21 protein-coding genes are annotated in these 21,869 nt (G+C 59.9%); 7 read left to right on the forward strand and 14 right to left on the reverse strand.

Annotated features, from left to right (window positions below):
* The first annotated feature begins 76 nt into the window (after positions 1 to 76).
* Together ACYZT3_RS19770 and ACYZT3_RS19775 are read left to right on the forward strand one after the other, a co-directional pair.
* Entirely contained in the window at positions 77 to 817 is a 741-nt protein-coding gene (locus ACYZT3_RS19770) for a YciK family oxidoreductase (protein WP_462030537.1), read from the forward strand.
* A gap of 231 nt (positions 818 to 1,048) precedes the next feature.
* On the forward strand, positions 1,049 to 1,975 hold the full coding sequence (locus tag ACYZT3_RS19775; protein WP_282377598.1) for a GGDEF domain-containing protein: 927 nt from the start codon (positions 1,049 to 1,051) through the stop codon (positions 1,973 to 1,975).
* Positions 1,976 to 2,024: 49 nt separating this feature from the next.
* Here the strand turns inward: ACYZT3_RS19775 and ACYZT3_RS19780 are convergent, their stop codons facing one another.
* The 4 genes from ACYZT3_RS19780 to ACYZT3_RS19795 all read right to left on the reverse strand — a co-directional run bounded on the left by ACYZT3_RS19780 (position 2,025) and on the right by ACYZT3_RS19795 (position 6,801).
* Positions 2,025 to 3,899: an MFS transporter gene (locus ACYZT3_RS19780; RefSeq protein WP_462030538.1), complete on the reverse strand. Its 1,875-nt coding sequence runs from the start codon at positions 3,897 to 3,899 to the stop codon at positions 2,025 to 2,027.
* Positions 3,900 to 3,996: 97 nt separating this feature from the next.
* Entirely contained in the window at positions 3,997 to 5,148 is a 1,152-nt protein-coding gene (locus ACYZT3_RS19785; protein WP_462030539.1) for a TDT family transporter, read from the reverse strand.
* Positions 5,149 to 5,253: 105 nt separating this feature from the next.
* Positions 5,254 to 5,565: a cupin domain-containing protein gene (locus ACYZT3_RS19790; protein ID WP_282377595.1), complete on the reverse strand. Its 312-nt coding sequence runs from the start codon at positions 5,563 to 5,565 to the stop codon at positions 5,254 to 5,256.
* 42 nt (positions 5,566 to 5,607) lie between these two features.
* On the reverse strand, positions 5,608 to 6,801 hold the full coding sequence (locus ACYZT3_RS19795; protein WP_282377594.1) for an MFS transporter: 1,194 nt from the start codon (positions 6,799 to 6,801) through the stop codon (positions 5,608 to 5,610).
* Between the two features lie 91 nt (positions 6,802 to 6,892).
* Between ACYZT3_RS19795 and ACYZT3_RS19800 the strand changes: the two genes are divergently transcribed.
* Positions 6,893 to 7,432 carry a TetR/AcrR family transcriptional regulator gene (locus ACYZT3_RS19800; protein WP_282377593.1) on the forward strand — a complete coding sequence of 180 codons (540 nt, stop codon included), beginning with the start codon at positions 6,893 to 6,895 and terminating at the stop codon, positions 7,430 to 7,432.
* Positions 7,433 to 7,642: 210 nt separating this feature from the next.
* Entirely contained in the window at positions 7,643 to 11,113 is a 3,471-nt protein-coding gene (locus tag ACYZT3_RS19805) for a hybrid sensor histidine kinase/response regulator (protein ID WP_462030540.1), read from the forward strand.
* A 70-nt stretch (positions 11,114 to 11,183) separates the two neighbouring features.
* Here the strand turns inward: ACYZT3_RS19805 and ACYZT3_RS19810 are convergent, their stop codons facing one another.
* Positions 11,184 to 12,548 carry a DNA recombination protein RmuC gene (locus ACYZT3_RS19810; protein WP_282377610.1) on the reverse strand — a complete coding sequence of 455 codons (1,365 nt, stop codon included), beginning with the start codon at positions 12,546 to 12,548 and terminating at the stop codon, positions 11,184 to 11,186.
* Positions 12,549 to 12,723: 175 nt separating this feature from the next.
* On the reverse strand, positions 12,724 to 13,047 hold the full coding sequence (locus ACYZT3_RS19815) for an SEL1-like repeat protein (protein ID WP_282377591.1): 324 nt from the start codon (positions 13,045 to 13,047) through the stop codon (positions 12,724 to 12,726).
* A 998-nt stretch (positions 13,048 to 14,045) separates the two neighbouring features.
* Between ACYZT3_RS19815 and ACYZT3_RS19820 the strand changes: the two genes are divergently transcribed.
* From ACYZT3_RS19820 to ACYZT3_RS19830, 3 genes are all read left to right on the forward strand, one after another.
* Positions 14,046 to 14,270, forward strand: a complete 225-nt coding sequence (locus ACYZT3_RS19820; RefSeq protein WP_003214941.1) for a hypothetical protein — start codon at positions 14,046 to 14,048, stop codon at positions 14,268 to 14,270.
* Between the two features lie 277 nt (positions 14,271 to 14,547).
* Positions 14,548 to 15,030, forward strand: a complete 483-nt coding sequence (locus ACYZT3_RS19825) for a hypothetical protein (RefSeq protein ID WP_282377590.1) — start codon at positions 14,548 to 14,550, stop codon at positions 15,028 to 15,030.
* A gap of 145 nt (positions 15,031 to 15,175) precedes the next feature.
* Complete coding sequence (locus ACYZT3_RS19830; RefSeq protein ID WP_282377589.1) at positions 15,176 to 16,444, forward strand: OmpP1/FadL family transporter; 1,269 nt, start codon at positions 15,176 to 15,178, stop codon at positions 16,442 to 16,444.
* An 89-nt stretch (positions 16,445 to 16,533) separates the two neighbouring features.
* Here the strand turns inward: ACYZT3_RS19830 and ACYZT3_RS19835 are convergent, their stop codons facing one another.
* Genes ACYZT3_RS19835 through cobU form a run of 8 tightly spaced genes read right to left on the reverse strand, consistent with a single transcriptional unit; the run spans position 16,534 to position 21,859 of the window.
* Positions 16,534 to 17,085, reverse strand: a complete 552-nt coding sequence (locus tag ACYZT3_RS19835) for a glutathione peroxidase (protein WP_282377588.1) — start codon at positions 17,083 to 17,085, stop codon at positions 16,534 to 16,536.
* A 55-nt stretch (positions 17,086 to 17,140) separates the two neighbouring features.
* Positions 17,141 to 17,263 (reverse strand): hypothetical protein, encoded by a 123-nt coding sequence (locus tag ACYZT3_RS19840; RefSeq protein WP_282377587.1) that lies wholly within the window; start codon positions 17,261 to 17,263, stop codon positions 17,141 to 17,143.
* Complete coding sequence (locus ACYZT3_RS19845) at positions 17,260 to 18,468, reverse strand: MFS transporter (protein ID WP_462030541.1); 1,209 nt, start codon at positions 18,466 to 18,468, stop codon at positions 17,260 to 17,262. Before ACYZT3_RS19845 ends, ACYZT3_RS19840 begins: the two co-directional genes overlap by 4 nt.
* A gap of 52 nt (positions 18,469 to 18,520) precedes the next feature.
* Positions 18,521 to 18,925, reverse strand: coding sequence for a MarR family winged helix-turn-helix transcriptional regulator (locus tag ACYZT3_RS19850; protein ID WP_282377585.1), 405 nt, complete (start codon positions 18,923 to 18,925; stop codon positions 18,521 to 18,523).
* Positions 18,926 to 18,979: 54 nt separating this feature from the next.
* Complete coding sequence (locus ACYZT3_RS19855; RefSeq protein ID WP_462030542.1) at positions 18,980 to 19,711, reverse strand: adenosylcobinamide-GDP ribazoletransferase; 732 nt, start codon at positions 19,709 to 19,711, stop codon at positions 18,980 to 18,982.
* Positions 19,712 to 19,713: 2 nt separating this feature from the next.
* Positions 19,714 to 20,289 carry an alpha-ribazole phosphatase family protein gene (gene cobC / locus ACYZT3_RS19860; RefSeq protein ID WP_462030543.1) on the reverse strand — a complete coding sequence of 192 codons (576 nt, stop codon included), beginning with the start codon at positions 20,287 to 20,289 and terminating at the stop codon, positions 19,714 to 19,716.
* Complete coding sequence (gene cobT / locus ACYZT3_RS19865; RefSeq protein ID WP_462030544.1) at positions 20,286 to 21,341, reverse strand: nicotinate-nucleotide--dimethylbenzimidazole phosphoribosyltransferase; 1,056 nt, start codon at positions 21,339 to 21,341, stop codon at positions 20,286 to 20,288. Before cobT ends, cobC begins: the two co-directional genes overlap by 4 nt.
* Positions 21,341 to 21,859, reverse strand: coding sequence for a bifunctional adenosylcobinamide kinase/adenosylcobinamide-phosphate guanylyltransferase (gene cobU / locus ACYZT3_RS19870; protein ID WP_462030545.1), 519 nt, complete (start codon positions 21,857 to 21,859; stop codon positions 21,341 to 21,343). Before cobU ends, cobT begins: the two co-directional genes overlap by 1 nt.
* Positions 21,860 to 21,869: the final 10 nt, after the last annotated feature.

Raw genomic sequence — 21,869 nt, forward strand, 5'->3', positions numbered from 1 at the left:
CCGCATTTCGGCCTAAACGGACTTGCTCGCGAACGATCGTGTTGCGGTCTGCTTTCTGTTTTTGTAGAGGTTTTTTATGTTTGATTATTCCGCCCGCCCAGATTTGCTCAAGGACCGGGTCATCCTGGTCACCGGCGCCGGCCGTGGCATCGGCGCTGCCGCCGCGAAAACCTTCGCCGCGCACGGCGCCACCGTGCTGTTGCTGGGCAAGACCGAAGCCAACCTGACTCAGGTCTACGACGAAATCGAAGCCGCTGGCCATCCACAACCGGCCGTGATCCCGTTCAACCTGGAAACCGCCCTGCCCCATCAATACGATGAGCTGGCAGCGATGATCGAAACCGAATTCGGCCACCTCGACGGTTTGCTGCACAACGCGTCGATCATTGGCCCGCGTACGCCGATCGAGCAGCTGTCGGGCGAAAACTTCATGCGCGTCATGCATGTCAACGTCAACGCCATGTTCATGCTCACCAGCACCCTGCTGCCGCTGCTCAAGCTGTCCCAGGACGCCTCGGTGGTGTTCACTTCCAGCAGCGTCGGTCGCAAGGGTCGCGCGTATTGGGGCGCTTACGGCGTCTCCAAGTTCGCCACCGAAGGCTTGATGCAAACCCTGGCGGACGAAGTCGACACCGTGGCACCGGTGCGCTCCAACAGCATCAACCCGGGCGCCACGCGCACCAGCATGCGCGCCCAGGCTTATCCAGGTGAAAATCCGCTGAACAATCCGACGCCCGAGGAGATCATGCCGGTCTACCTCTACCTGATGGGTCCGGAGAGCACCGGCGTCAACGGCCAGGCGCTCAACGCTCAGTAACGCCCGCGCATTGCTTTTGTGCTGCGACGGCTTCCCGTCGCGGCACTCAAAGTGCGCCGCAACCACACACCAATAGCAAGTCAAACAACTGCCACCGCATTCGGAATAAATTTTAAAACAGTCACCAAACTATTGATTTATAACGTATTTTATTTGACGGAACTGAATGGCACGACTTTCGCTCTAAATTTGCTCAGACACGCAGTGTGAAAGCAAACGGGCGGACGCCACATGAAATCACCTTCCCAGACCAACGCAATTGACTTCGATGTTGCCAAATTGCAACGCCTGGGCCTTGGTCAACAGTCTCCCCTGCGGGAGCGGCCTGTCAGCCTTGCGCAACTGCGCCAGAAGCTGAGCCTGCAGCTGCAAACCAGTCTTGAGCCGCAACGCATTCTCGGGCTTTTCTTTCGTGAAATTCAGCGACTTGTACCGCTCGACACCTTGATCTATCAGCACAAGGCCAGCGACTTGCGCCTGGAGTTCGGCCTGCGCGGCCATCACTCGATCAGCTACAGCCTCAGCCATGAAGGCGAGCACCTGGGTGAACTGGTATTCCGCCGCAATCAGCGCTTCAGTGAACAGGAACAGGGCCACCTTGAGTCGCTGCTGTCCGCATTGATGTATCCGATGCGCAATGCCCTGCTCTACCGCGCCGCGACCCAAAGTGCCTTGCGCGATCCGCTCACGGACACCGGCAACCGCATCGCCATGGATCAGACCCTGCAACGGGAAATCGAGATGGCCCGTCGGCATATGCAACCCTTGTCGCTGCTGATGCTGGACATCGATCACTTCAAACACATCAACGACAACCACGGACACAGCGCCGGCGATCACGTGCTCAAGGCCGTCGCAGCGTCGATCAAAAGCCAGTTACGTAACGTGGACATGGTTTTCCGGTTTGGTGGCGAGGAGTTCCTGATCCTGCTGTCCAACACCAACCGGGAAGCGGCAGCCCTGGTCGGCGAGCGACTGCGGCTTGCCGCGCAGACTGAAGATTATGCCGCCGACGGCCATTTGATCGAGCTGACGGTCAGCCTTGGCTGCTCAACCCTATTGCCCGGCGAGTCTGCCGATAGCCTGTTGCGACGGGCCGACAGTGCGTTGTATGTGGCCAAGCGCGAGGGGCGCAACCGATTGGCGATGGCGGGCTGAATATCCGCCAGAGCGGGCTCGCTGGTGCAGCGGCCCGCATGGACAGGTATTAGCGAACAGTACCGCGCAAATCCCCCACCAACCCTTGCAACCGGGAGGGTTCTGCCGCTTCAACCGACACCGCAGGCCCTGCCACCAGCGTCACCCGCGACCACAACCGGCGAAACACACCCTTTTGCGGGTCGCGGCTGAAGAAACTCCCCCACAAACCCTGCAGTGCCAATGGAATCACCGGCACCGGCGTCTGTTCGAGAATCCGCCTCAGCCCGCCCTTGAACTCGTTGATCTCGCCATCGGCGGTCAATTTGCCCTCAGGGAAGATGCACACCAACTCGCCGTCCTTCAGATACTGAGCAATGCGCGTGAACGCTTTTTCGTAGATCTGAATGTCTTCCTGACGCCCCGCGATCGGAATGGTCCCGGCCGTGCGGAAGATAAAATTGAGCACCGGCAAGTTGTAGATCTTGTAATACATCACAAAGCGAATCGGCCGACGCACCGCGCCGCCAATCAGCAAGGCATCGACGAAGGACACGTGATTGCACACCAGCAACGCCGCGCCTTCATCGGGAATCAGCTGCAGATTGCGATGCTCCACGCGGTACATGGAATGGCTGAGCAGCCAGATCATGAAGCGCATGCTGAACTCAGGGACAATGCTGAAGATGTAGGCGTTGACGCCGATGTTCAGCAGCGACACCACCAGGAACAACTGCGGGATCGACAGCTTGACCATGCTCAGCAAGACGATCGAGACAATCGCCGAGATCACCATGAACAGCGCGTTGAGAATATTGTTGGCGGCAATCACCCGCGCCCGCTCGTTCTCGGGGGTACGTGACTGAATCAGCGCGTACAGCGGCACGATGTAGAATCCGCCGAACACGCCAAGCCCCAGAATGTCGATCAACACCAGCCAGGCCTGGCCAAAACCCAGGACTTCGATCCAGCCATGGCCGGTAACGCTGTCCGGAATTCCACCGGAATGCCACCACAGCAGCAAACCAAACACGGTCAGACCGAATGAGCCGAACGGCACCAGTCCGATCTCGACTTTGCGTCCGGACAGTTTTTCGCAGAGCATCGAACCGAGTGCGATACCGACCGAGAACACGGTAAGAATCAGCGTCACCACGGTTTCGTCGCCGTGCATCCACTCCTTGGCATAGGCCGGGATCTGCGTCAGATAAACCGCCCCGACAAACCAGAACCACGAGTTGCCGACAATCGAACGCGACACCGCTGGGGTCTGCCCCAAGCCCAGTTTCAACGTGGCCCAGGACTGGCTGAAAATGTTCCAGTTCAGACGCATTTCAGGTGAGGCGGCCGCCGCCCGTGGAATGCTGCGACTGGCCAGATAACCGAGCACCGCAATACCGATGATCGCGGTGGAGACGATTGGCGCGTAATAACTGGACGACATCATGATCCCGGCGCCGATGGTCCCGGCGAGGATCGCCAGGAAGGTGCCCATTTCCACAAGGCCGTTGCCACCCACCAGCTCTTCGTCACGCAAGGCCTGCGGCAGGATCGAGTATTTCACTGGCCCGAACAGCGCTGAGTGAGTGCCCATGGCAAACAGCGCCACCAGCATCAGCGACAGGTGATCGAACATGAAACCGACTGCGCCGACCGCCATGATGGCGATTTCCCCGAGCTTGATCAGACGGATCAACGCGTCCTTGGCGAACTTTTCACCGAACTGCCCGGCCAGCGCCGAGAACAGAAAAAACGGCAGGATGAACAGCAGCGCACACAGGTTGACCCAAATCGAGCGATCACCCTCGATAGTCAGCTTGTACAAAATGGCGAGGATCAGCGACTGCTTGAAGATGTTGTCGTTGAACGCCCCGAGCGACTGCGTGACGAAAAATGGCAGGAAGCGCCGGGTGCGAAGCAAGGTGAACTGTGAGGGGTGACTCATCTTCCATGTGTCCCTGATGTTGGGTAGAGAGTGGCGTGGATACCGTTATTGGAATATCGAACGACGATCCAGGCCACACATTACCTATCTTCGCCGGTTATTTCTTCAATCCGGCTATGCACGGCGAGACAAATAGCTCGCCCCGCCACGCGCCCTGCACCGTCCGTTTGGCGACGATCAGCCACATCACTGCCAGCAACACCACCAGCACACAGCCGAAGACACTGAAAAACGTCAGGTTCAAGGTGCTGGCCAGTTTCAACGTCGCCAGAGAATAAACACCCAACGGGAAGGTGAAGCCCCACCAGCCGAGATTGAAAGGAATACCGACGCGCAGGTAACGCAGGGTGATGAGCATCGCGATCAGCATCCACCACAGACCAAAGCCCCACAGGGTGATCCCGGCCACCAACCCCAGCCCTGCGGCGATTTCACCGATGCCCGGCAGACCGTTGGCCGCAAAGATTGCTGGTGCGTCGGCACCCAGCAACAACATGCCCAACGCTCCAGTGCCGATCGGGCCCAGCGCCAGCCAGCTGGAGGCGGCCATGTTTTCGTGGGGCAATTTATGCAGCGCCATGCGCAGCAACAGAATGGTCAGAATGCTGAACGCCACCGGTAAGGAAAATGCCCAAAGCACGTAGCTCGTCACCAGCACCACCCGTTGCGAATGGGCATCCGCCAGGTGCGGCGCCAACAAACCACCGCTGGCGGCCGCCACTTCCGCCGCCACCACTGGCAACAGCCAGACGGCAGTCATCTGGTCGATGCTGTGTTCCTGACGGGTGAACATCAGGTAGGGAATCAGCACGCCGCACGCCAGCGACATCGCCACATCCAGCCACCACAGCACCTCGGCGACATGAATCACGCCCTCGCCCCAACGCGGCAAACCGAACAACAGAAAGCCATTGATGATGGTCGCCAGGCCCATAGGGATGGTGCCAAAAAACATCGACACCGTGGAGTGGCCGAAAATCCGCCGCGCCTCATCAAAAAACAGCACCCAACGCGCCGCGTATACCGCCGTAAACAAAACGAACAGCACGATATTAAACAGCCAAAGAGCTTCGGCAATCGCGTGCAAACCGGGATTGACAGTAGGCAGCTGCGCCAGCGCCAACGCCAGCACGCCGGTGCCCATGGTGGCGGCGAACCAGTTCGGCGTGAACTGGCGGATGACTTCGCGCGGGTGCTGCAAATGACTGAAAGGTTTGAAACCGGCTGGGGCGGTGTTGGGGCATGTCATGGGGAACTCCTGTCCTCTGTTGAGGTGGAGCCCATGGTAGATCTGAATCGAATATCGATATAACGGGTAATATCTCTAACTGTTATCTGTTTTGCAGATATAGCGTCAGACGCTGCCTTCAGTCTCGATCACCAGGATTCTCGCCACGCCCTGCGGATGGGCAACGTGTTCGGTGCCGACGTCGGCATAAAAGATATCGCCTACGCCCAATACCACCTGTTTTTCCTGACCGTCTTCGCGATAACGCATCTGCACGACGCCATCCAGCACCACGAACACTTCTTGCCCATCATTGACGTGCCATTTATAGGGTTGATCGGTCCAGTGCAAACGCGTGGTGATGCCGTTCATGTTGGCGATATCCAAAGCGCCCCAGGCACGGTCAGCGGTGAAGGCGTTGCTGCGGATGATTTTCATGCGTCGGTCCGTCGAATTGAATGGCGGCGCCAAGGCTAGCGGTCATCGCACATCGACGCCACAGACTTTCATGGACCGCTGACGCATCAACGCGAGCTGAGCGCCGACCGAGAGAATAATCAGCACCGCACCGTAACCATCGGTGGTGGCCACCAGTCCAAAGGTCCGGGTCAAGTTCCCGGCCAACAACGACGGCAAGCAGAACGCCAGATAACTGAGCACATAGAAAGCCGACATCAACCCTGCCCGTTCATGGGGCAAGGCCAGCGGCACGACACTGCGCAACGCACCGAGGAAACCAGCGCCGAAACCGCAGCCGGCGACCAGCGTCCCGACGAAAAACAGCGTCAGGCTGGCGCTGTGCACCGCTATCAGAATCAGCGCGATGCCGACAGGCAGCAGACTGCCGCCCAATCGCAAGACCTTGTCGGCCGGCTGATTGCGCAGGGCGTAGATCATCAACGCGCCGGTTACTGTCAACACGGCCACCGTCGCACCGCCAATCAGATTTGAGGTCGATCCGGTGGCCGTGCGCACCAGAGACGGTGCCAAAGAAGCGTAAAAACCACCGAGCGCCCACACCGCGATGTTGATCGGCAGCACCAGCCACAACACGCGCCGCGCCTGGATCGGCACATGCAATGTCGGGCGCAGCGAGGCCCAGGCTCCCGGTTGCCGACTGACGCTTTCCGGCAAGCGCCAGACGTACAGTGCCTGCATCACAAACAGTGCGAACAACACCCAATAGGTCAACTGCAACGGCAGCGGTGCAAACTCGGCCAACAAGCCGCACCCCATGGCACCCGCCGCCATGCCCAGCAACGGCGCAACACTGTTGACCAGCGGCCCTTGCTGGCGATCGGTGTCCAGCAGCGCCGCACTCAATACGGCAGTGGCCATCCCCGTGGCAAAACCCTGAAGCACTCGTGCACTGATCAACCAGGCGACACTGTCTGCCTTGATAAACAGCAGCATCGCCAGCATGTTCAACATCACAGCGGTAAAAATCACCGGTTTGCGTCCCAGATAATCCGAGAGCGAACCGACCGTGAGCAATGCCACCAGCAAGCTAATGGCGTACACACCGAAAATCAGAGTCAGGGTCGCTGCCGAAAACTGCAGGTGTTCCTGGTACAAGTGATACAACGGCGTCGGCGCCGTGGACGCGGCGAGAAAACTGAGTAAGGTGAACGCCAGGAACCACAGGCTTGAACGATTGGAAGTTGAACTGATCATGGGCATACTCCGCAAAAGCTAACTTTTTGCTTTTGCGGAGTGTGCGACTGGCCAGCGCTTAAAGCAAATTCTTTGTGTTAAGGTCCGATGCATGGCTATTAAAGAAGGATTACGCCCGGGCGGTAGAAGCGCCCGGGTGCAAGAGTCGGTTCATTCTGCGGTCCGCGATCTTCTCGAAGAACAGGACCGTGCCACCGTGACCGTCCCGCAAATCGCCGCGCGCGCCGGCGTCACGCCGTCGACCATCTACCGGCGCTGGGGCGATCTGTCGGTGTTGTTGGCGGATGTTGCCCTCGCCCGCATGCGCCCCGAGAGCGAGCCGGCCGATACCGGCAGCCTGCGCGGTGACGTGCGCGCCTGGGCGGAGCAGTATCTGGACGAGATGACTTCCGAGCCCGGCCGCAACATGTTGCGCGACGTGCAATGCAGCACCACACCGGTCTATTGCGCGACGATCATTGGCGGGCAGTTGCAGACGATACTGGATCGTTACCCCGGACAGCCAAAGCCCAACGTTGATCGGCTGATTAACATGGTGGCGGCGCCGACGGTGTTTCGTATCCTGTTTTCGGCGGCGCCGCTGGAGGTTGAGGAGTTGCATCGGCTGATCGCGATTGCGTTGAATCAGTGAGGCCGCCTTCGCGGGCAAGCCACGCTCCCACAGGGTACGGCGCTCTTGTAGGAGCGAGGCTTGCCCGCGAAAGCGTCCGCACAAACGACCTATAGCTCACCTGCGACACCCAGCCGGGCCGCGACCTTGGTCGACACTGACTAACCCCTGACATCGTGCGAGACTGTCTGTCCGGGCGGGAGTCCCGGGTGTCTTTTGTCTGGAGTTCCCATGTCGCTGTCCAGCGGGCTGATCGCCGCCGTCGCCCTGGCCTATATGGCCATCTTGTTCGCCATCGCCTTCTACGGCGATCGTCGCAGCACGCCGTTGCCGCCGCGGGTGCGCGCCTGGGTGTACAGCCTGTCGCTGGCCGTCTATTGCACCAGTTGGACCTTCTTTGGCGCCGTGGGCCAGGCCGCCGAACAGCTCTGGTCCTTCCTGCCGATCTACCTCGGGCCGATTCTGCTGCTGGTGTGCGCGCCATGGGTCCTGCAAAAAATGGTGATGATCAGCAAGCAGGAGAACATCACCTCCATTGCCGACTTCATCGCCGCCCGCTATGGCAAATCCCAGTCGCTGGCGGTGGTGGTGGCGCTGATCTGCCTGGTCGGCGTGTTGCCCTACATCGCGTTGCAACTCAAGGGCATCGTGCTCGGGGTGAACTTGCTGATCGGCGCCGGTGCCGACGCCATGGGCACTCGCGCCCAGGACACGGCGTTGATCGTGTCGCTGGTGCTGGCGCTGTTCACCATCGTCTTCGGTACCCGCAACCTCGACGCCACTGAACACCACCGCGGCATGGTGCTGGCGATTGCGTTCGAATCGCTGGTCAAGCTGTTCGCTTTTCTCGCCGTCGGCGCGTTTGTGACCTACGGCCTGTACGACGGTTTCGACGACCTGTTCAACCAGGCCATGCTCGCACCGCGTCTGGAGGAATACTGGAAAGAAACCATTAATTGGCCGTCGATGGTGGTGCAGACCGGCGTGGCGATGATGGCCATCATCTGCTTGCCCCGGCAGTTTCACGTGACCGTGGTGGAAAACATCGACCCTCAGGATCTGCGCTTGGCCAAATGGGTGTTTCCAGCCTATCTGGCGCTGGCGGCGCTGTTCGTCGTTCCCATCGCCCTCGCCGGCCAGATGCTGCTGCCGAGCTCGGTATTGCCGGATTCTTTTGTCATTAGCCTGCCGCTGGCTCAATCCCACCCTGCCCTGGCGATGCTGGCGTTTATCGGCGGTGCCTCGGCGGCGACCGGCATGGTGATTGTCGCCAGCGTGGCGCTGTCGACCATGGTCTCCAACGACATGCTGTTGCCATGGTTGCTGCGGCGCAACAACGCCGAGCGACCGTTCGAAGTGTTCCGCCAGTGGATGCTCTCGGTGCGCCGAGTGAGCATCGTGGTGATTCTGCTGCTGGCCTACGTCAGTTATCGCCTGCTCGGCTCGACGGCGAGCCTGGCCACCATCGGCCAGATCGCCTTCGCCGCCGTGACCCAACTGGCCCCGGCCATGCTCGGCGCGCTGTACTGGAAACAGGCCAATCGTCGCGGTGTATTCGCCGGCCTCGCCGCCGGGACATTCCTCTGGTTCTACACACTGATTCTGCCGATCGCAGCCCACAGCCTCGGCTTATCCCTGAGCAGTTTCCCAGGGCTGGCCTGGTTGCACAGCAACCCGCTGAAACTGCCACTCACCCCGCTGACACAAGGCGTGGTGTTGTCGCTTGCGGCCAACTTCACGCTGTTCGCCTGGGTATCGGTGCTGTCACGTACCAGGGTTTCGGAACACTGGCAGGCGGGTCGCTTCATCGGTCAGGAAATCAGTGCCCGCCCCAGCGCCCGTTCGATGCTGTCGGTGCAGATCGACGATTTGTTGCAGCTGGCGGCGCGCTTCGTCGGCGAAGAACGCGCCCGTCAGAGTTTTATCCGCTTCGCCTACCGCCAAGGTAAAGGCTTCAACCCGAACCAGAACGCCGACGGTGAATGGATCGCCCATACCGAACGCTTGCTGGCCGGTGTGCTCGGCGCTTCTTCGACCCGGGCGGTGGTAAAAGCCGCCATCGAAGGTCGGGAGATGCAACTTGAGGACGTCGTTCGTATCGCCGATGAAGCCTCGGAGGTGTTGCAATTCAACCGCGCGCTGCTGCAAGGCGCGATCGAGAACATCACCCAGGGCATCAGCGTGGTCGACCAATCGCTGAAACTGGTGGCCTGGAACCGGCGCTATCTGGAGTTGTTCAATTACCCTGATGGGCTGATCAGGCTTGGCCGACCGATTGCCGACATCATTCGCTACAACGCCGAGCGCGGCCTGTGCGGCCCCGGCGAAGCCGAAGTGCACGTCGCCCGCCGCTTGCACTGGATGCGTCAGGGCCGCGCCCATACCTCTGAAAGACTTTTCCCCAATGGCCGTGTGATCGAGCTGATCGGCAACCCGATGCCGGGCGGCGGTTTCGTCATGAGTTTCACCGACATCACCGCGTTCCGCGAGTCGGAGCAGGCGCTGACCGAGGCCAACGAAGGTCTGGAGCGACGGGTTACCGAGCGGACCCACGAATTGTCGCAACTCAACGTGGCCCTGACCGACGCCAAAGGCACCGCGGAGTCGGCCAACCAGTCGAAAACCCGTTTCCTCGCGGCGGTCAGCCATGACTTGATGCAACCGTTGAACGCCGCGCGACTGTTCTCCGCCGCCCTTTCCCACCAAGACGACGGCTTATCCGGCGAGGCGCAGAAACTGGTCCATCACCTGGACAGTTCACTGCGCTCGGCCGAGGACCTGATCAGCGACTTGCTGGACATTTCCCGGCTGGAAAACGGCATGATCAACCCTGATCCCAAGCCTTTTGTGCTCAACGAACTGTTCGACATCCTCGGTGCCGAGTTCAAGGCGCTGGCCAGAGGCCAGGGGCTGAAATTCCGTGTCAGGGGCAGTACGTTGCGAATCGACAGCGACATCAAACTGTTGCGACGAATCTTGCAGAATTTCCTGACCAATGCCTTCCGCTACGCCAAAGGCCCGGTGCTGCTGGGCGTTCGCCGACGCAAGGGCGAGCTGTGCCTGGAGGTCTGGGACCGTGGTCCGGGCATTCCAGAGGATAAACAGCTGGTCATTTTCGAAGAATTCAAACGCCTCGACAGCCACCAGACCCGTGCTGAAAAAGGCCTGGGGCTGGGGCTGGCCATTGCTGACGGACTGTGTCGCGTACTGGGTCATACCTTGCGCGTACGCTCCTGGCCGGGGCGCGGCAGCGTGTTCAGCGTCAGTGTGCCGTTGGCTAGTGCTCAAACCGCCCTGCCGACCAAAACCGCCGAACTCAACGGCAAATTGTTGAGCGGCGCGCAGGTGCTGTGCATCGATAACGAAGACAGCATCCTGATCGGCATGAACAGCCTGCTCACCCGCTGGGGTTGTCAGGTCTGGACGGCTCGTAACCGCGATGAATGCGCGGCGCTGCTCAGTGAAGGAATGCGACCGCAATTGGCGCTGGTGGATTACCACCTGGACCATGGCGAGACCGGAACCGAGTTGATGGCGTGGTTGCGCACCCAACTGGGTGAGCCGGTGCCAGGGGTAGTGATCAGCGCCGATGGGCGACCGGAGATGGTGGCCCAGGTGCATGCGGCGGGGCTGGATTACCTGGCAAAACCGGTAAAACCGGCGGCGTTGCGGGCGTTGCTGAGTCGGCATTTGCCGTTGTAGCGCGGCAGGTTTGAGGCTCGTGGTGGCGCGACTGACGCCATCGCGAGCTTGCTCCGACGATGCTTTTCGGTTACTCCGGCAACTCGGCCAAGCCATCCACATCGGTCATCGCCCGCTCCAGCAAGTCTGCCGGCAGGCTCTTGCTCGCCCGCGCGCCCAGCAACTTGAGCTGCTCGCTACGGCTGACCAGATTGCCGCGGCCTTCCGTCAGCTTATTGCGCGCAGAGCTGTAGGCCTTATCCAGTTGCTGTAAGCGATTGCCGACTTCATCCAGATCCTGGATGAACAACACGAACTTGTCGTACAGCCACCCGGCCCGCTCGGCGATTTCCCGGGCGTTCTGGCTTTGGCGCTCCTGCTTCCACAGGCTGTCGATGACGCGCAGGGTTGCCAGCAAAGTGGTCGGGCTGACAATCACGATGTTGCGGTCGAAGGCCTCCTGAAACAGCGTTGGCTCAGCCTGCAGTGCGGCGGAAAACGCCGCTTCGATCGGTACGAAGAGCAGGACGAAATCCAGGCTGTGCAAGCCATCGAGACGCTTGTAATCCTTGCCGGCCAGCCCTTTGACGTGATTACGCAGGGACAGCACATGCTGCTTGATCGCGATCTCGCCAATGGCATCGTCTTCGGCCGCGACGTATTGCTGATAGGCCGTGAGGCTGACTTTGGAGTCGACCACCACCTGCTTGTCGCCCGGCAGATAAATGATCACGTCCGGCTGGAAACGCTCACCGTCAGGGCCTTTGAGGTTGACCTGGGTCTGATACTCGCGCCCCTTTTCCAGGCCCGCGTGTTCAAGCACCCGCTCAAGAATCAGCTCACCCCAGTTGCCTTGGGTTTTCTGGCCTTTCAAGGCGCGGGTCAGGTTGGTGGCTTCGTCGCTCAGGCGCAAGTTCAGCTGTTGCAGCCGCTCCAGTTCCTTGGCCAGGGAAAAACGTTCGCGGGCTTCAGCCTGATAGCTTTCCTCGACGCGCTTTTCGAAGGACTGGATGCGTTCCTTCAACGGATCGAGCAACTGTCCGAGACGTTGCTGACTGGTTTCGGCAAAGCGCTGCTCGCGCTCGTCGAAGATCTTGCCGGCCAGTTCCGCGAACTGTGCTCGCAGTTCGTCTCGCGAGCCCTGCAGGTCGTTGAGGCGCTGCTGATGGCTTTCTTGCTGCTCACGCAGTTCGGCGTTGAGCGAGGCGGCCTGAGCGTCCAGACGGCGCAACTCGGCCTCTTTGCCGGCGCGCTCCAGATTCCAGGCGTGGGCGGCATCGCGGGCATCGTCACGTTCGATCTGCAGCAGTTCGACTTCACGGCGCACGGCGGCCAGGTCTGCTTGTTTGGCGGCATTGGCCTGGCCCAGATCACCGATTTCATCGCGACAGGCTTCGAGTTGGGCGTTCAATCCGTTCTGGGCCAGATGGGCCGTGGCCAGACGCTCTTCCAGCAGCGCAACCTCTGACTGCGTGGCGCTCGCTCGGCGTTGAAGTTGCCAGGCCAGTACCAATAACGGCAGCGCAGCGCCCGCCAGACCGAGCAATGCGCTGGTCAAGTCCATAGCCATAGCCACTCCTGCCAATTAAATAAAGCTTGAAGGTTAACCAAGGCGTCAGGTCTTGGACAGCTCAGTCTTCGATCAGACCAAGCGCCTGCTGGGCACGCCGATCCCCTCCCCGCGCGGCCTGACGCAAAAGGTCCTGGCCGATACGGCGATCCCGGGCATTCCCGCATTCACGACACATCAATTGACCGAGACGGCTTTGAGCGGACACGACCCCTTCACGGGCCGGTTGCTTTAGCAAACGTCCGGCGAAATGTTTGACGTGGGCGTTTTCGCCCAGACGCGGGCTGTCCAGCAACCACTCAGCCACACGCATCGAAAATCGTATGGGCGGAGTAACGCTGGGAGGTGTCGAGGCGGCAGCAACTGATACTGAACGAAACTTCATAAAGCACTGTGGGGCATGTCGGAAGGCGCGCCACTCTACTCTTTTTTTCTTACAGGTAAAGCCTAAAAAACCCTGCACGCCCGTCCTAGAGCAAGCGCTCGGGACAATCCACAGAAGCTGTGGATAACTCAGTGGACAACCGCCTTTGAACTCTCGCAAAGCCCTATGGAATGGGGCTCGCAGTCAAACTGACGATTTTTTCACCAGCAAAAAAAAGCGATGTTTTTCATTGACTTAAATTTCGGTTACAGGCACCCACTGCGTTTGAAGGGAAGATGACAGCGTCGTGACAACGTGTGTGACTTATGTGCACAAGTACCTTCGAGGCAGTTATATCGATGCGCTTTTTCGGCGCATTGGGTCGTTAGCCGTGGGGACAAACCTTGGCAAACCCGCGGTCCGGGCTGATGCCGACCCAATGAATCTCGACTACCAACGGTCGGAACTTGTGCTATTACAGGGCGCGTCTGCGGGTAATGACCTTTCCGAGCGCCAAGCCGGACGTTGAATGAGGGGCGTCAAAAGAACTTTTTTCGCTAATTCACTTCCCTTCAGCTTTTCAATCCGTTAGTATCCGCGGCGTTAGTACCAAGCTGAAAGTCAATTCTGGTCGAACAAATCCTCCCGGTCAGCCTTCCCCTAGGAAGCCTCTACCGACAAAGCGGGATCGACCACCTCGATGGTTTCCAGGTAAACCTTGCGCCAACACAGCCTTTGAATCGAAAGCAAAGGGTGTTGCGAAGCTCACTTACTCTGACCGAACCAACCTGCAAATTGATCAGGATCTTCACCCCGGGCCCAGAACCTTTGCCCTTGATGTGTTGCCTGCCCTCCTAAGTACCTACCTGCCAGCCCAAGCGCGCCAATTTATCAGCGCTTCAAACTGGCTGCTTTGTTCCAGTCGGGTTCTTCGTTCGACCAATGGTGGTCGACGTCACTGGAACGTTTTAACTTTGCACGGTTCTTATCCGTGTCGCTTGTAGGAACACCCAATGACTATGTCTACTCAAATCCACACCCAGGATGCCATCCGCACCCTGACCAACGCTTTTGCACCAATGAACTGCCTGATCATGGCGGCTCGCAAAGGCTGCTTCAGCTTCACCCTGGTCAACGAACACGGCATCGCTCGTCACAGCGAACGCCTGTACCCCGATCAATACTCCAGCGCCGAGCCGCTGCAGGCCGTGATCGATCGTACCCGTCAGGCACTGGTTGCCTGACACGTCAGAAAGGCTGAAAACCTCAAAAGCCCTGCTCAAAAAGCGGGGCTTTTTATTGCCCGAAATTTCTCTTTTCGCTGTCACCGCTTAAGCACTAACCGATATAAGGGTTATAACTCGAAGCCGGAAATATTGTAAAAACAGGCCTTTACGGCGCGAATATGACACTACACTTCAACTCAAGCGGATTGATCCGCTTCCGGCGAGCCTGAGTCGATTCACCCGCTGCCAACGCTCCTTTCAGGTCTCGCCGACCCTTTCATGTTTCGAGGGCTTTATGGGTATCGCTGCCAGCGAACTGTGCCGTTATGTGATCCGCCCGACGTTGATTTACCTCGGGCGTCATAGCGCAACTGCCGAATCCCTGCTGCTGGGCATCGCCGCCAGCCAGTCAGCCCTGGGTACTGCCCTGCATGACCGCCGTGGGCACGGCCTGTACCGAATCGCCGAACCCCGCCACCAGGCACTTTGGGACCACTACCTGGCACTGGACCCGGAACGCGCAAGCCTGGTTCGCGGTTTGGCCAGCCAACATGCTTTCCTGAGTGGTCCGCACCTCGAATTGACCGTCAACCTGCGTTACGCCACTGCCATCGCTTGGCTGCTGGTAGAAGAACAGAACACCCCGCTCCCCGAAGCAGGCGACCTGCTGGGAATGGCCCGCATCTGGCGCCAGACCTTCCAGCCTCAAGGACGCCTGAGAGACTTCACCTGCGCCTGGCAAACCTGTGTTTCACCGATGAATCAGGTCGCCTGCTGATCCGCTATTTCCACAAGATCGCGCAAATGCCGCGAACTTGGTCGGATTGTCCTACAAAACCGCTCTAAATCAAGCCATACAGCCTATAGCGCTGGGACGAAAATGTTGGTAATTTTCGCCCCGGTGATCACCAGGAGTTCTAATAATGAAAAAAGTCATGCTCAAAACCGCCCTTAGCGTCGCCGTTACCCTGGCATCCACCCAGATCTTTGCAAGTGGCTTCGCCATCAACGAACAAAGCATCAGCGGGATGGGTACAGGTTTTGCCGGGCGATCTTCATCTGCCGACGACGCAAGCACTATTTTTGGCAACCCTGCCGGCATGTCGCGTCTCAAGCGCGAACAAGTGACCGGCGGCGCTGCATTCCTCGACGCACACACCGATATCAGTGATGCCAGCTCCCGTCCGAACGGTGGCACCAACGACGGCGACATGGTTCCATTCATCGCCGTGCCGATGGGCTACTACGTCAAGCCAATCGACGAGCATTGGGCATTCGGTGTGGGCATGTACGCGCCATTCGGTCTGGTGACCGATTACGAGAACGGCTTTGCCGGCCGTTATTTTGGTAGCAAGAGCGAAGTCAAAATCGTCACCCTGCAACCAACCGTCAGCTACGCCTTCAACGACACGGTGTCTATCGGTTTCGGTCCGACCATCAACCGCATTGACGGCAAGCTGGAATCGAACGTGTCGCTGAACCCGCTTGCTGCGGACGGCACCGTCAAGATCAAGGGTGATGACACCGCACTGGGTTATAACGTCGGTATCCTGGTCCAGGCCACCGACAGCACTCGCGTCGGCCTGACCTACCACTCGAAAGTGAAGTACAAGCTCGAAGGTGACACCAAGGTCAACTACAACCTCCTCGGCGCCCTGGGTCAGAACCCAAGCCAGAAGTACGACGCGTCGCTGGACATCACCACGCCTGAGTCGGTCGACTTCTCGGTTACTCACCAGCTGGACGACCAATGGACTCTCTACGCAGGCAGCACCTGGACTCGCTGGAGCCGCCTGAAAGAAATCAGCGTTGAGAACAGTGGCGTTCCTGCTGCACTGAACAGCCGGTTTGGTACCATCACCGAAGAGCAGAACTGGCACGACACCTGGGCTCACGCCATTGGTGCTTCGTATAAGGTGAACAAGCAATGGGTCCTGCGTACCGGTTTGTCGGTTGACCAGGCTCCGACCAATAACGAAAACCGTTCCCCACGCATCCCGACTGGCGATCGCAAGATTTTCAGCCTGGGCGCTGGCTGGAGCCCGACCGACGACCTGACCATCGACGTTGCGTACTCGTACCTGGTCGAAGAGTCGGTCAAGGTCAACAACAGCAACGGCCGCCAGACCTACAGCGCCAAGTATGAAAACTCGGCGAACGGTTTCGGTGTCGGTGCGACCTACCGCTTCTGATGATTCCCGGCGAGCCTGAACCACTCGCCGCCTGAATCAAAAAAGCCCCGCTCTCTTGTACAGAGGCGGGGCTTTTTTACGGGTGTGGATCAGGGTTGCGAGGCCAGGGCTTTCTCCACCGCCTCGATGAACTCGGGATCGTCAGGCGTGGTCAGGCTGGAGAAATTGGCGATCACCTTACCCTTGCGATCGACCACATATTTGTAGAAGTTCCACTTCGGCGCAGTGCTCTGCTTGGCGATGATCTTGAACAAGTGAGTCGCGTCATCACCGCGGACTTTCTGCGGTTCAGTCATGGTGAACGTCACGCCGTAGTTCACGTAGCAGACCTTGGCAGTCTCTTCGCCATCCTTGGACTCTTGCTTGAAGTCGTTGGACGGAACGCCGATCACCTCCAGCCCCTGATCCTTGTAACGCTGATTCAGCGCCTCAAGGCTTTTGAACTGCGGGGCAAAACCACAGAAGCTTGCGGTATTGACCACCACCAGCGGTTTGCCGGCGAAGCGCTGGCACAGGTCGATGGATTCCTTGGCGCGCAGCTTGGGCAACGAGCCTTGCAAAAGGTCCGGGCACTCTGCCGCTTGAGCCCATCCACTAAACGCTACCAGTAACGCGGGTACTGCGAGCCAGCGCATTAGCATGTCGGTGCATCCTTGAGAAATCGTCAACAACGAAGTTACTCGCCCTCACCGCCTGCTAGCAAGCACCCATGCCCAGTTGCATCAACGCCAGCCCGCCCTGATGCCAGCCCCACCACGACAGGGCCAGCAGCAAGGCGCAGACAGCGACGACAGCGATCTGCGGCCAGAGGCTGTTCATAGCGCACTCATCTGTGTTTGCAGACGCGCCACCGGCCGCTCACGCACCGGCCAGTTCAGCGCTGCGGCGAACAGGCTCAAGAGAATCGCTACTTGCCAGATCAAGTCATAGCTCCCGGTTCGGTCGTACACCACCCCGCCCAACCAGCCGCCGAGGAACGATCCGAGCTGGTGAAACAGGAAAACAATCCCACCGAGCATGGACAGATTTCGCACGCCGAACAAGGTCGCGACGGTGCCGTTGGTCAAGGGCACGGTCGACAGCCACAGGAAACCCATTGCCATGCCGAACAGGTACGCGGTGGTCGTCGTGACTGGCGCCCACAGGAACAACCCAATCACCACTGCCCGCAGCAGGTACAGGCCGGTGAGCAAACGCGGCTTGGACATCCGCCCGCCGAGCCAGCCCGCCGTGTAGGTACCGAAAATATTGAACAGCCCGATCAACGCCAGCACCGTAGTGCCGACAGTCGCCGGGAGGTGCTGATCCACCAGATAAGCTGGTAAGTGCACGCCGATGAATACCACCTGGAAACCGCAGACAAAGAAGCCGAACGCCAGCAGCCAGAACCCCGAATGGGAACAGGCTTCGCGCAATGCTTCGGACAGCGTTTGTTCATGGCCGAACACCGGTAGCGGCTTGTCCTTGAGCATGCTCACCAGCGGCACGATCAGCGCCACCAACAGACCCAACACCAGCAATGCAGCGGACCAGCCGAGCCAGCCGATCAACCCCAGCGTACCGGGCACCATGGCGAACTGGCCGAAAGAACCGGCGGCGCTGGCAATGCCCATGCCCATGCTGCGTTTCTCTGGCGGCACCGCGCGGCCGACCACGCCAAGGATCACTGAGAACGAAGTGCCCGACAGGCCAATACCGATCAACAAGCCGGCACTCAGGGACAAAGTCACGGCCGAATCCGACAGGCCCATGAACACCAGACCCAACGCATACAGGACACCGCCGACCAGCACCACTTTCGCGGCGCCAAAGCGGTCGGCCAGCGCGCCAGTGAAGGGCTGCGCCAGGCCCCAGATCAGGTTTTGCAAGGCAATGGCGAAGGCAAACGTCTCACGCCCCCAGCCGAACTCGGCACTCATCGGCGCCAGAAACAGCCCGAAGCCGTGCCGTACGCCCAAGGACAACGCGAGAATCAGCGCACTCCCCAACAGAACCCAACCGCACGTACGCCACATCGATGTCATTCTTATTCTCCGGTAGCGGGTATATACCCGCTTAAGATCGGAAAAACCGGCATCACGCCAGTTCGTCCAGCAGTCGTAGCAAGGTTTCACGTTTCTCCGCACCCAAGCGATCAATCAACCGCTGTTGCGCCGCTTCCCAGGCCGGCAAGGCCGCTGCCAGCCGTTCAACACCGGCCTCGGTGAGCATGACGATGCGGTTACGCATGTCTTCGCCCTCAACCAGCATCAGCAGGCCTTCGCCTTCCAGCACCCGTAGATTGCGCCCCAAGGTGCTGCGATCCAGCCCCATGGCCTCGGCCAACGTGGAAATACTCGGCTTATCCAGACGCTGCAAATTACACAGCAGAGAATACTGGGCAACGTTGATCCCGAAGCCGTCGAGAGCGCCGTCGTAGTGCCTGCTGACGCCACGGGCGGCGCGACGCAGGTTGATGCATAAACATTGGGAGTCGAGCATGGTGCGTGTATATACCCGCGGTTGAGTTAAATCAAGTGACATGATGTGGGAAGTTCAGCAGATCGCCAATCCCACCAGCACCGCGACTTCGAGAATTTCCAGCAACGCCCCCGCCGTATCGCCCGTCGTGCCGCCCAATCGGCGCAGCATCACCTGTCGCAACCAGACAAACACCAACGCCGCCAACGCCACTGCCAACACGCCGCTGAGCCCGGCGATCAAAACACACGCCAACGCACTGACCGCCAACACCTGCTTGCCCGCCAAACGTGGCAGATGATCGGCCAGCGCTTGCCCCAACCCGCCGGCACGCACATAAGGCGTGGTCAGGAATAACCCCAGCATCGCGCTGCGCCCGATCATCGGAACGATAATCAGGACAACGGCGTGTTGCTGCTCGATCAATGCCAGCAACGCGGCGAACTTGAGCAGCAACACCAGCACCAGCGTCACGACTGCAATCGGGCCGCTGCGCGGGTCCTTCATGATCGTCAACGTGCGTTCGCGATCACCGAACCCACCGAGCCACGCATCGGCGCTATCGGCCAGGCCGTCGAGGTGCAAGGCACCACTGAGCAACACCCAAACGCTCAGCAACAGCGCTGCATGGAGCAACAACGGGGTGCCGAGTAACAGCCAGTTGAACGCCCACAAAATCCCGCCAAACAACAGGCCGATCAGCGGATAAAACAGCAGCGACCGTCCCGATTCCTGTGGCGTCGGCATGCTCGGCAGACGAACCGGCAAACTGCTCAAAAATTGCAGGGCGATCCAGAACGGCAACATGGTCAGGTCGCTTCCCTTAACAACACGCCGGATTCGACCGACAGCGAAAACAACGCACCATGCCCGACTTCGACGTTGAGCAACTGCTCACGAGGCAAACCCCGCGCCTGCGCCAGCAACAAACGCATGACCCCGCCGTGACTGATCAGCAACACCCGCTCGCCGGCGTAGGCGGCATGCAAACGCTCAACGGCCGCCAACACTCGCGTCGAAAAATCCACGACCCGCTCACCTTGAGGTGGCGTAAACGCATAAGGGTCGGCCCAGAACGATCCCAACGCCTCGGCATCGGTGTCCATCAGCGCCGCGGCGCTCTGCCCTTCCCAGGCGCCGAAGTGCAGCTCCTGCACGTCTTTATCCAACTGCACTGGCAAACCCAGTTGCGCGCCGAGTTCTTGTGCAAATCGCGCACAACGCTGCAACGGCGAGCTGACCAAACGATCCCATGGCCCCTGCTCGATCACCGCTGCGCGCATCTGCGCCCAGCCCTTGTCGGTCAGCGCATCGTCGAGGCTGCCGCGCAAGCCGCCGCCGAGTTCGGTTTCGCCGTGGCGCAACAGGTCCAGGCGCAAGGTCATGCCGGACGGTCCGCCACGGCGGCCTCGGCGAAGGTCGCCATCTGCCCGTGAAGGTCGCACGCCAGACGCAGCAACGGCACGGCCAACGCAGCGCCACTGCCCTCGCCCAGACGCAGGCCGAGGTCCAGCAGCGGTTCGGCATTCAGGGTTTCCAGTACATGACGATGACCCGGCTCGGCGCCGCGATGACCAAACAACAGCCACTGACGGCATTCAGGATTCAATCGCACCGCCACCAATGCCGCGACGCTGCAAATGAAACCGTCCACCAGCACCGCGACGCCTTCCTGGGCACACGCCAGATACGCGCCGACCAGCGCAGCGATTTCAAAACCGCCGAGGTTGAACAGGGTTCGCAGCGCATCGCCACGCTGAGCGCTGTGCAGTGCCAAAGCGCGCTCGATAACCTGGACTTTATGACTGACACCCGCCGCGTTCAAACCCGTGCCCGGCCCGGCCAGATGCACCACCGGGCAATCGAGCAAGGCACAGGCCAACGCGCTGGCCGCGGTGGTATTGCCGATGCCCATCTCGCCACCGATAAACAACTGCGCACCCGCCGCGATGGCACGCTGCACGCTGTCGCGGCCGGCCTGCAAAGCGAGTTCGCCTTGAGCCGGCGTCATGGCCGACCCTTCGACGAAATTCGCTGTGCCCGGGCCGATGTTCAAGTGACGCACACCCGGCAAATTCAACGACGGCGTAATCGTGCCGAGGTCGACCACTTCCAGGGAGGCCCCGAGTTGCCGCGCCAACACGCTGATCGCCGCCCCACCGCTGACAAAGTTGTGCAGCATCTGCCCGGTGACTTCCTGAGGAAATGCCGACACCCCTTCAGCAACCACGCCATGATCACCGGCAAAAATCGCGATCCACAGCTGATCCAGTCTCGGCTTGACCTGCCCCTGTAACCCGGCCAATTGCACGGCCACCGACTCAAGCCGACCGAGGGAGCCGGCAGGCTTGGTCAGTTGCTGTTGACGGGCCTGCGCCTGCTCGACCGCTTGAACATCGATCGGCTTGCAGGGGTTCAGCCACCAGGATTGAGTCATCACTTAGTTCCTTTCAAAGTCAGGGGCAGGCCGGCGACGGTCAGGACAACTCGCTCACAGCGCTCGGCCAACGCTTGATGCAGCCAACCGGCTTCATCGACATAGCGGCGGGTCAATTCGCCCAGCGGCACGACACCCATGCCGGTCTCGTTGCTGACAAAAATGATTTCACCCGGCAGCGACGCCAGGCAGTCCAGCAACGCATCACGTTCGGCCGACAGACGCTCGGTGTCGTCGAGCATCAGCAGATTAGTCATCCACAACGTCAGGCAATCCACCAGCAGGCACCGATCGGTGCTGGCGGTTTCGCGCAGGACGCGGGCGAGCGCCACGGGCTCTTCGATCAACGCCCATTCGGCCGGACGACGGGCGCGGTGATGGGCGACCCGCTCGTTCATTTCACCGTCGAGCGGTTGACTGGTGGCGATGTAAGTCACGGCCAGAGCGCTGTCGGAGGCGAGTTTTTCGGCCAGGCGACTTTTGCCGGAACGGGCGCCGCCGAGGATCAGTTGCAGCATGCTGATAACC

The sequence above is a fragment of the Pseudomonas sp. MDT1-16 genome, from assembly GCF_054898115.1.

What these genes read in the sequence shown, in the direction of transcription:
- cobU (WP_462030545.1), bottom strand. Translation starts at nt 21,859, where the DNA reads ATGCTGCAACTGATCCTCGGCGGCGCCCGTTCCGGCAAAAGTCGCCTG.
- ACYZT3_RS19855 (WP_462030542.1), bottom strand. Translation starts at nt 19,711, where the DNA reads ATGTTGCCGTTCTGGATCGCCCTGCAATTTTTGAGCAGTTTGCCGGTT.
- cobT (WP_462030544.1), bottom strand. Translation starts at nt 21,341, where the DNA reads ATGACTCAATCCTGGTGGCTGAACCCCTGCAAGCCGATCGATGTTCAA.
- ACYZT3_RS19825 (WP_282377590.1), top strand. Translation starts at nt 14,548, where the DNA reads ATGGGTATCGCTGCCAGCGAACTGTGCCGTTATGTGATCCGCCCGACG.
- ACYZT3_RS19845 (WP_462030541.1), bottom strand. Translation starts at nt 18,468, where the DNA reads ATGACATCGATGTGGCGTACGTGCGGTTGGGTTCTGTTGGGGAGTGCG.
- cobC (WP_462030543.1), bottom strand. Translation starts at nt 20,289, where the DNA reads ATGACCTTGCGCCTGGACCTGTTGCGCCACGGCGAAACCGAACTCGGC.
- ACYZT3_RS19835 (WP_282377588.1), bottom strand. Translation starts at nt 17,085, where the DNA reads ATGCTAATGCGCTGGCTCGCAGTACCCGCGTTACTGGTAGCGTTTAGT.
- ACYZT3_RS19780 (WP_462030538.1), bottom strand. Translation starts at nt 3,899, where the DNA reads ATGAGTCACCCCTCACAGTTCACCTTGCTTCGCACCCGGCGCTTCCTG.
- ACYZT3_RS19770 (WP_462030537.1), top strand. Translation starts at nt 77, where the DNA reads ATGTTTGATTATTCCGCCCGCCCAGATTTGCTCAAGGACCGGGTCATC.
- ACYZT3_RS19790 (WP_282377595.1), bottom strand. Translation starts at nt 5,565, where the DNA reads ATGAAAATCATCCGCAGCAACGCCTTCACCGCTGACCGTGCCTGGGGC.
- ACYZT3_RS19840 (WP_282377587.1), bottom strand. Translation starts at nt 17,263, where the DNA reads ATGAACAGCCTCTGGCCGCAGATCGCTGTCGTCGCTGTCTGCGCCTTG.
- ACYZT3_RS19775 (WP_282377598.1), top strand. Translation starts at nt 1,049, where the DNA reads ATGAAATCACCTTCCCAGACCAACGCAATTGACTTCGATGTTGCCAAA.
- ACYZT3_RS19815 (WP_282377591.1), bottom strand. Translation starts at nt 13,047, where the DNA reads ATGAAGTTTCGTTCAGTATCAGTTGCTGCCGCCTCGACACCTCCCAGC.
- ACYZT3_RS19850 (WP_282377585.1), bottom strand. Translation starts at nt 18,925, where the DNA reads ATGCTCGACTCCCAATGTTTATGCATCAACCTGCGTCGCGCCGCCCGT.
- ACYZT3_RS19805 (WP_462030540.1), top strand. Translation starts at nt 7,643, where the DNA reads ATGTCGCTGTCCAGCGGGCTGATCGCCGCCGTCGCCCTGGCCTATATG.
- ACYZT3_RS19820 (WP_003214941.1), top strand. Translation starts at nt 14,046, where the DNA reads ATGTCTACTCAAATCCACACCCAGGATGCCATCCGCACCCTGACCAAC.
- ACYZT3_RS19830 (WP_282377589.1), top strand. Translation starts at nt 15,176, where the DNA reads ATGAAAAAAGTCATGCTCAAAACCGCCCTTAGCGTCGCCGTTACCCTG.
- ACYZT3_RS19795 (WP_282377594.1), bottom strand. Translation starts at nt 6,801, where the DNA reads ATGATCAGTTCAACTTCCAATCGTTCAAGCCTGTGGTTCCTGGCGTTC.
- ACYZT3_RS19800 (WP_282377593.1), top strand. Translation starts at nt 6,893, where the DNA reads ATGGCTATTAAAGAAGGATTACGCCCGGGCGGTAGAAGCGCCCGGGTG.
- ACYZT3_RS19785 (WP_462030539.1), bottom strand. Translation starts at nt 5,148, where the DNA reads ATGACATGCCCCAACACCGCCCCAGCCGGTTTCAAACCTTTCAGTCAT.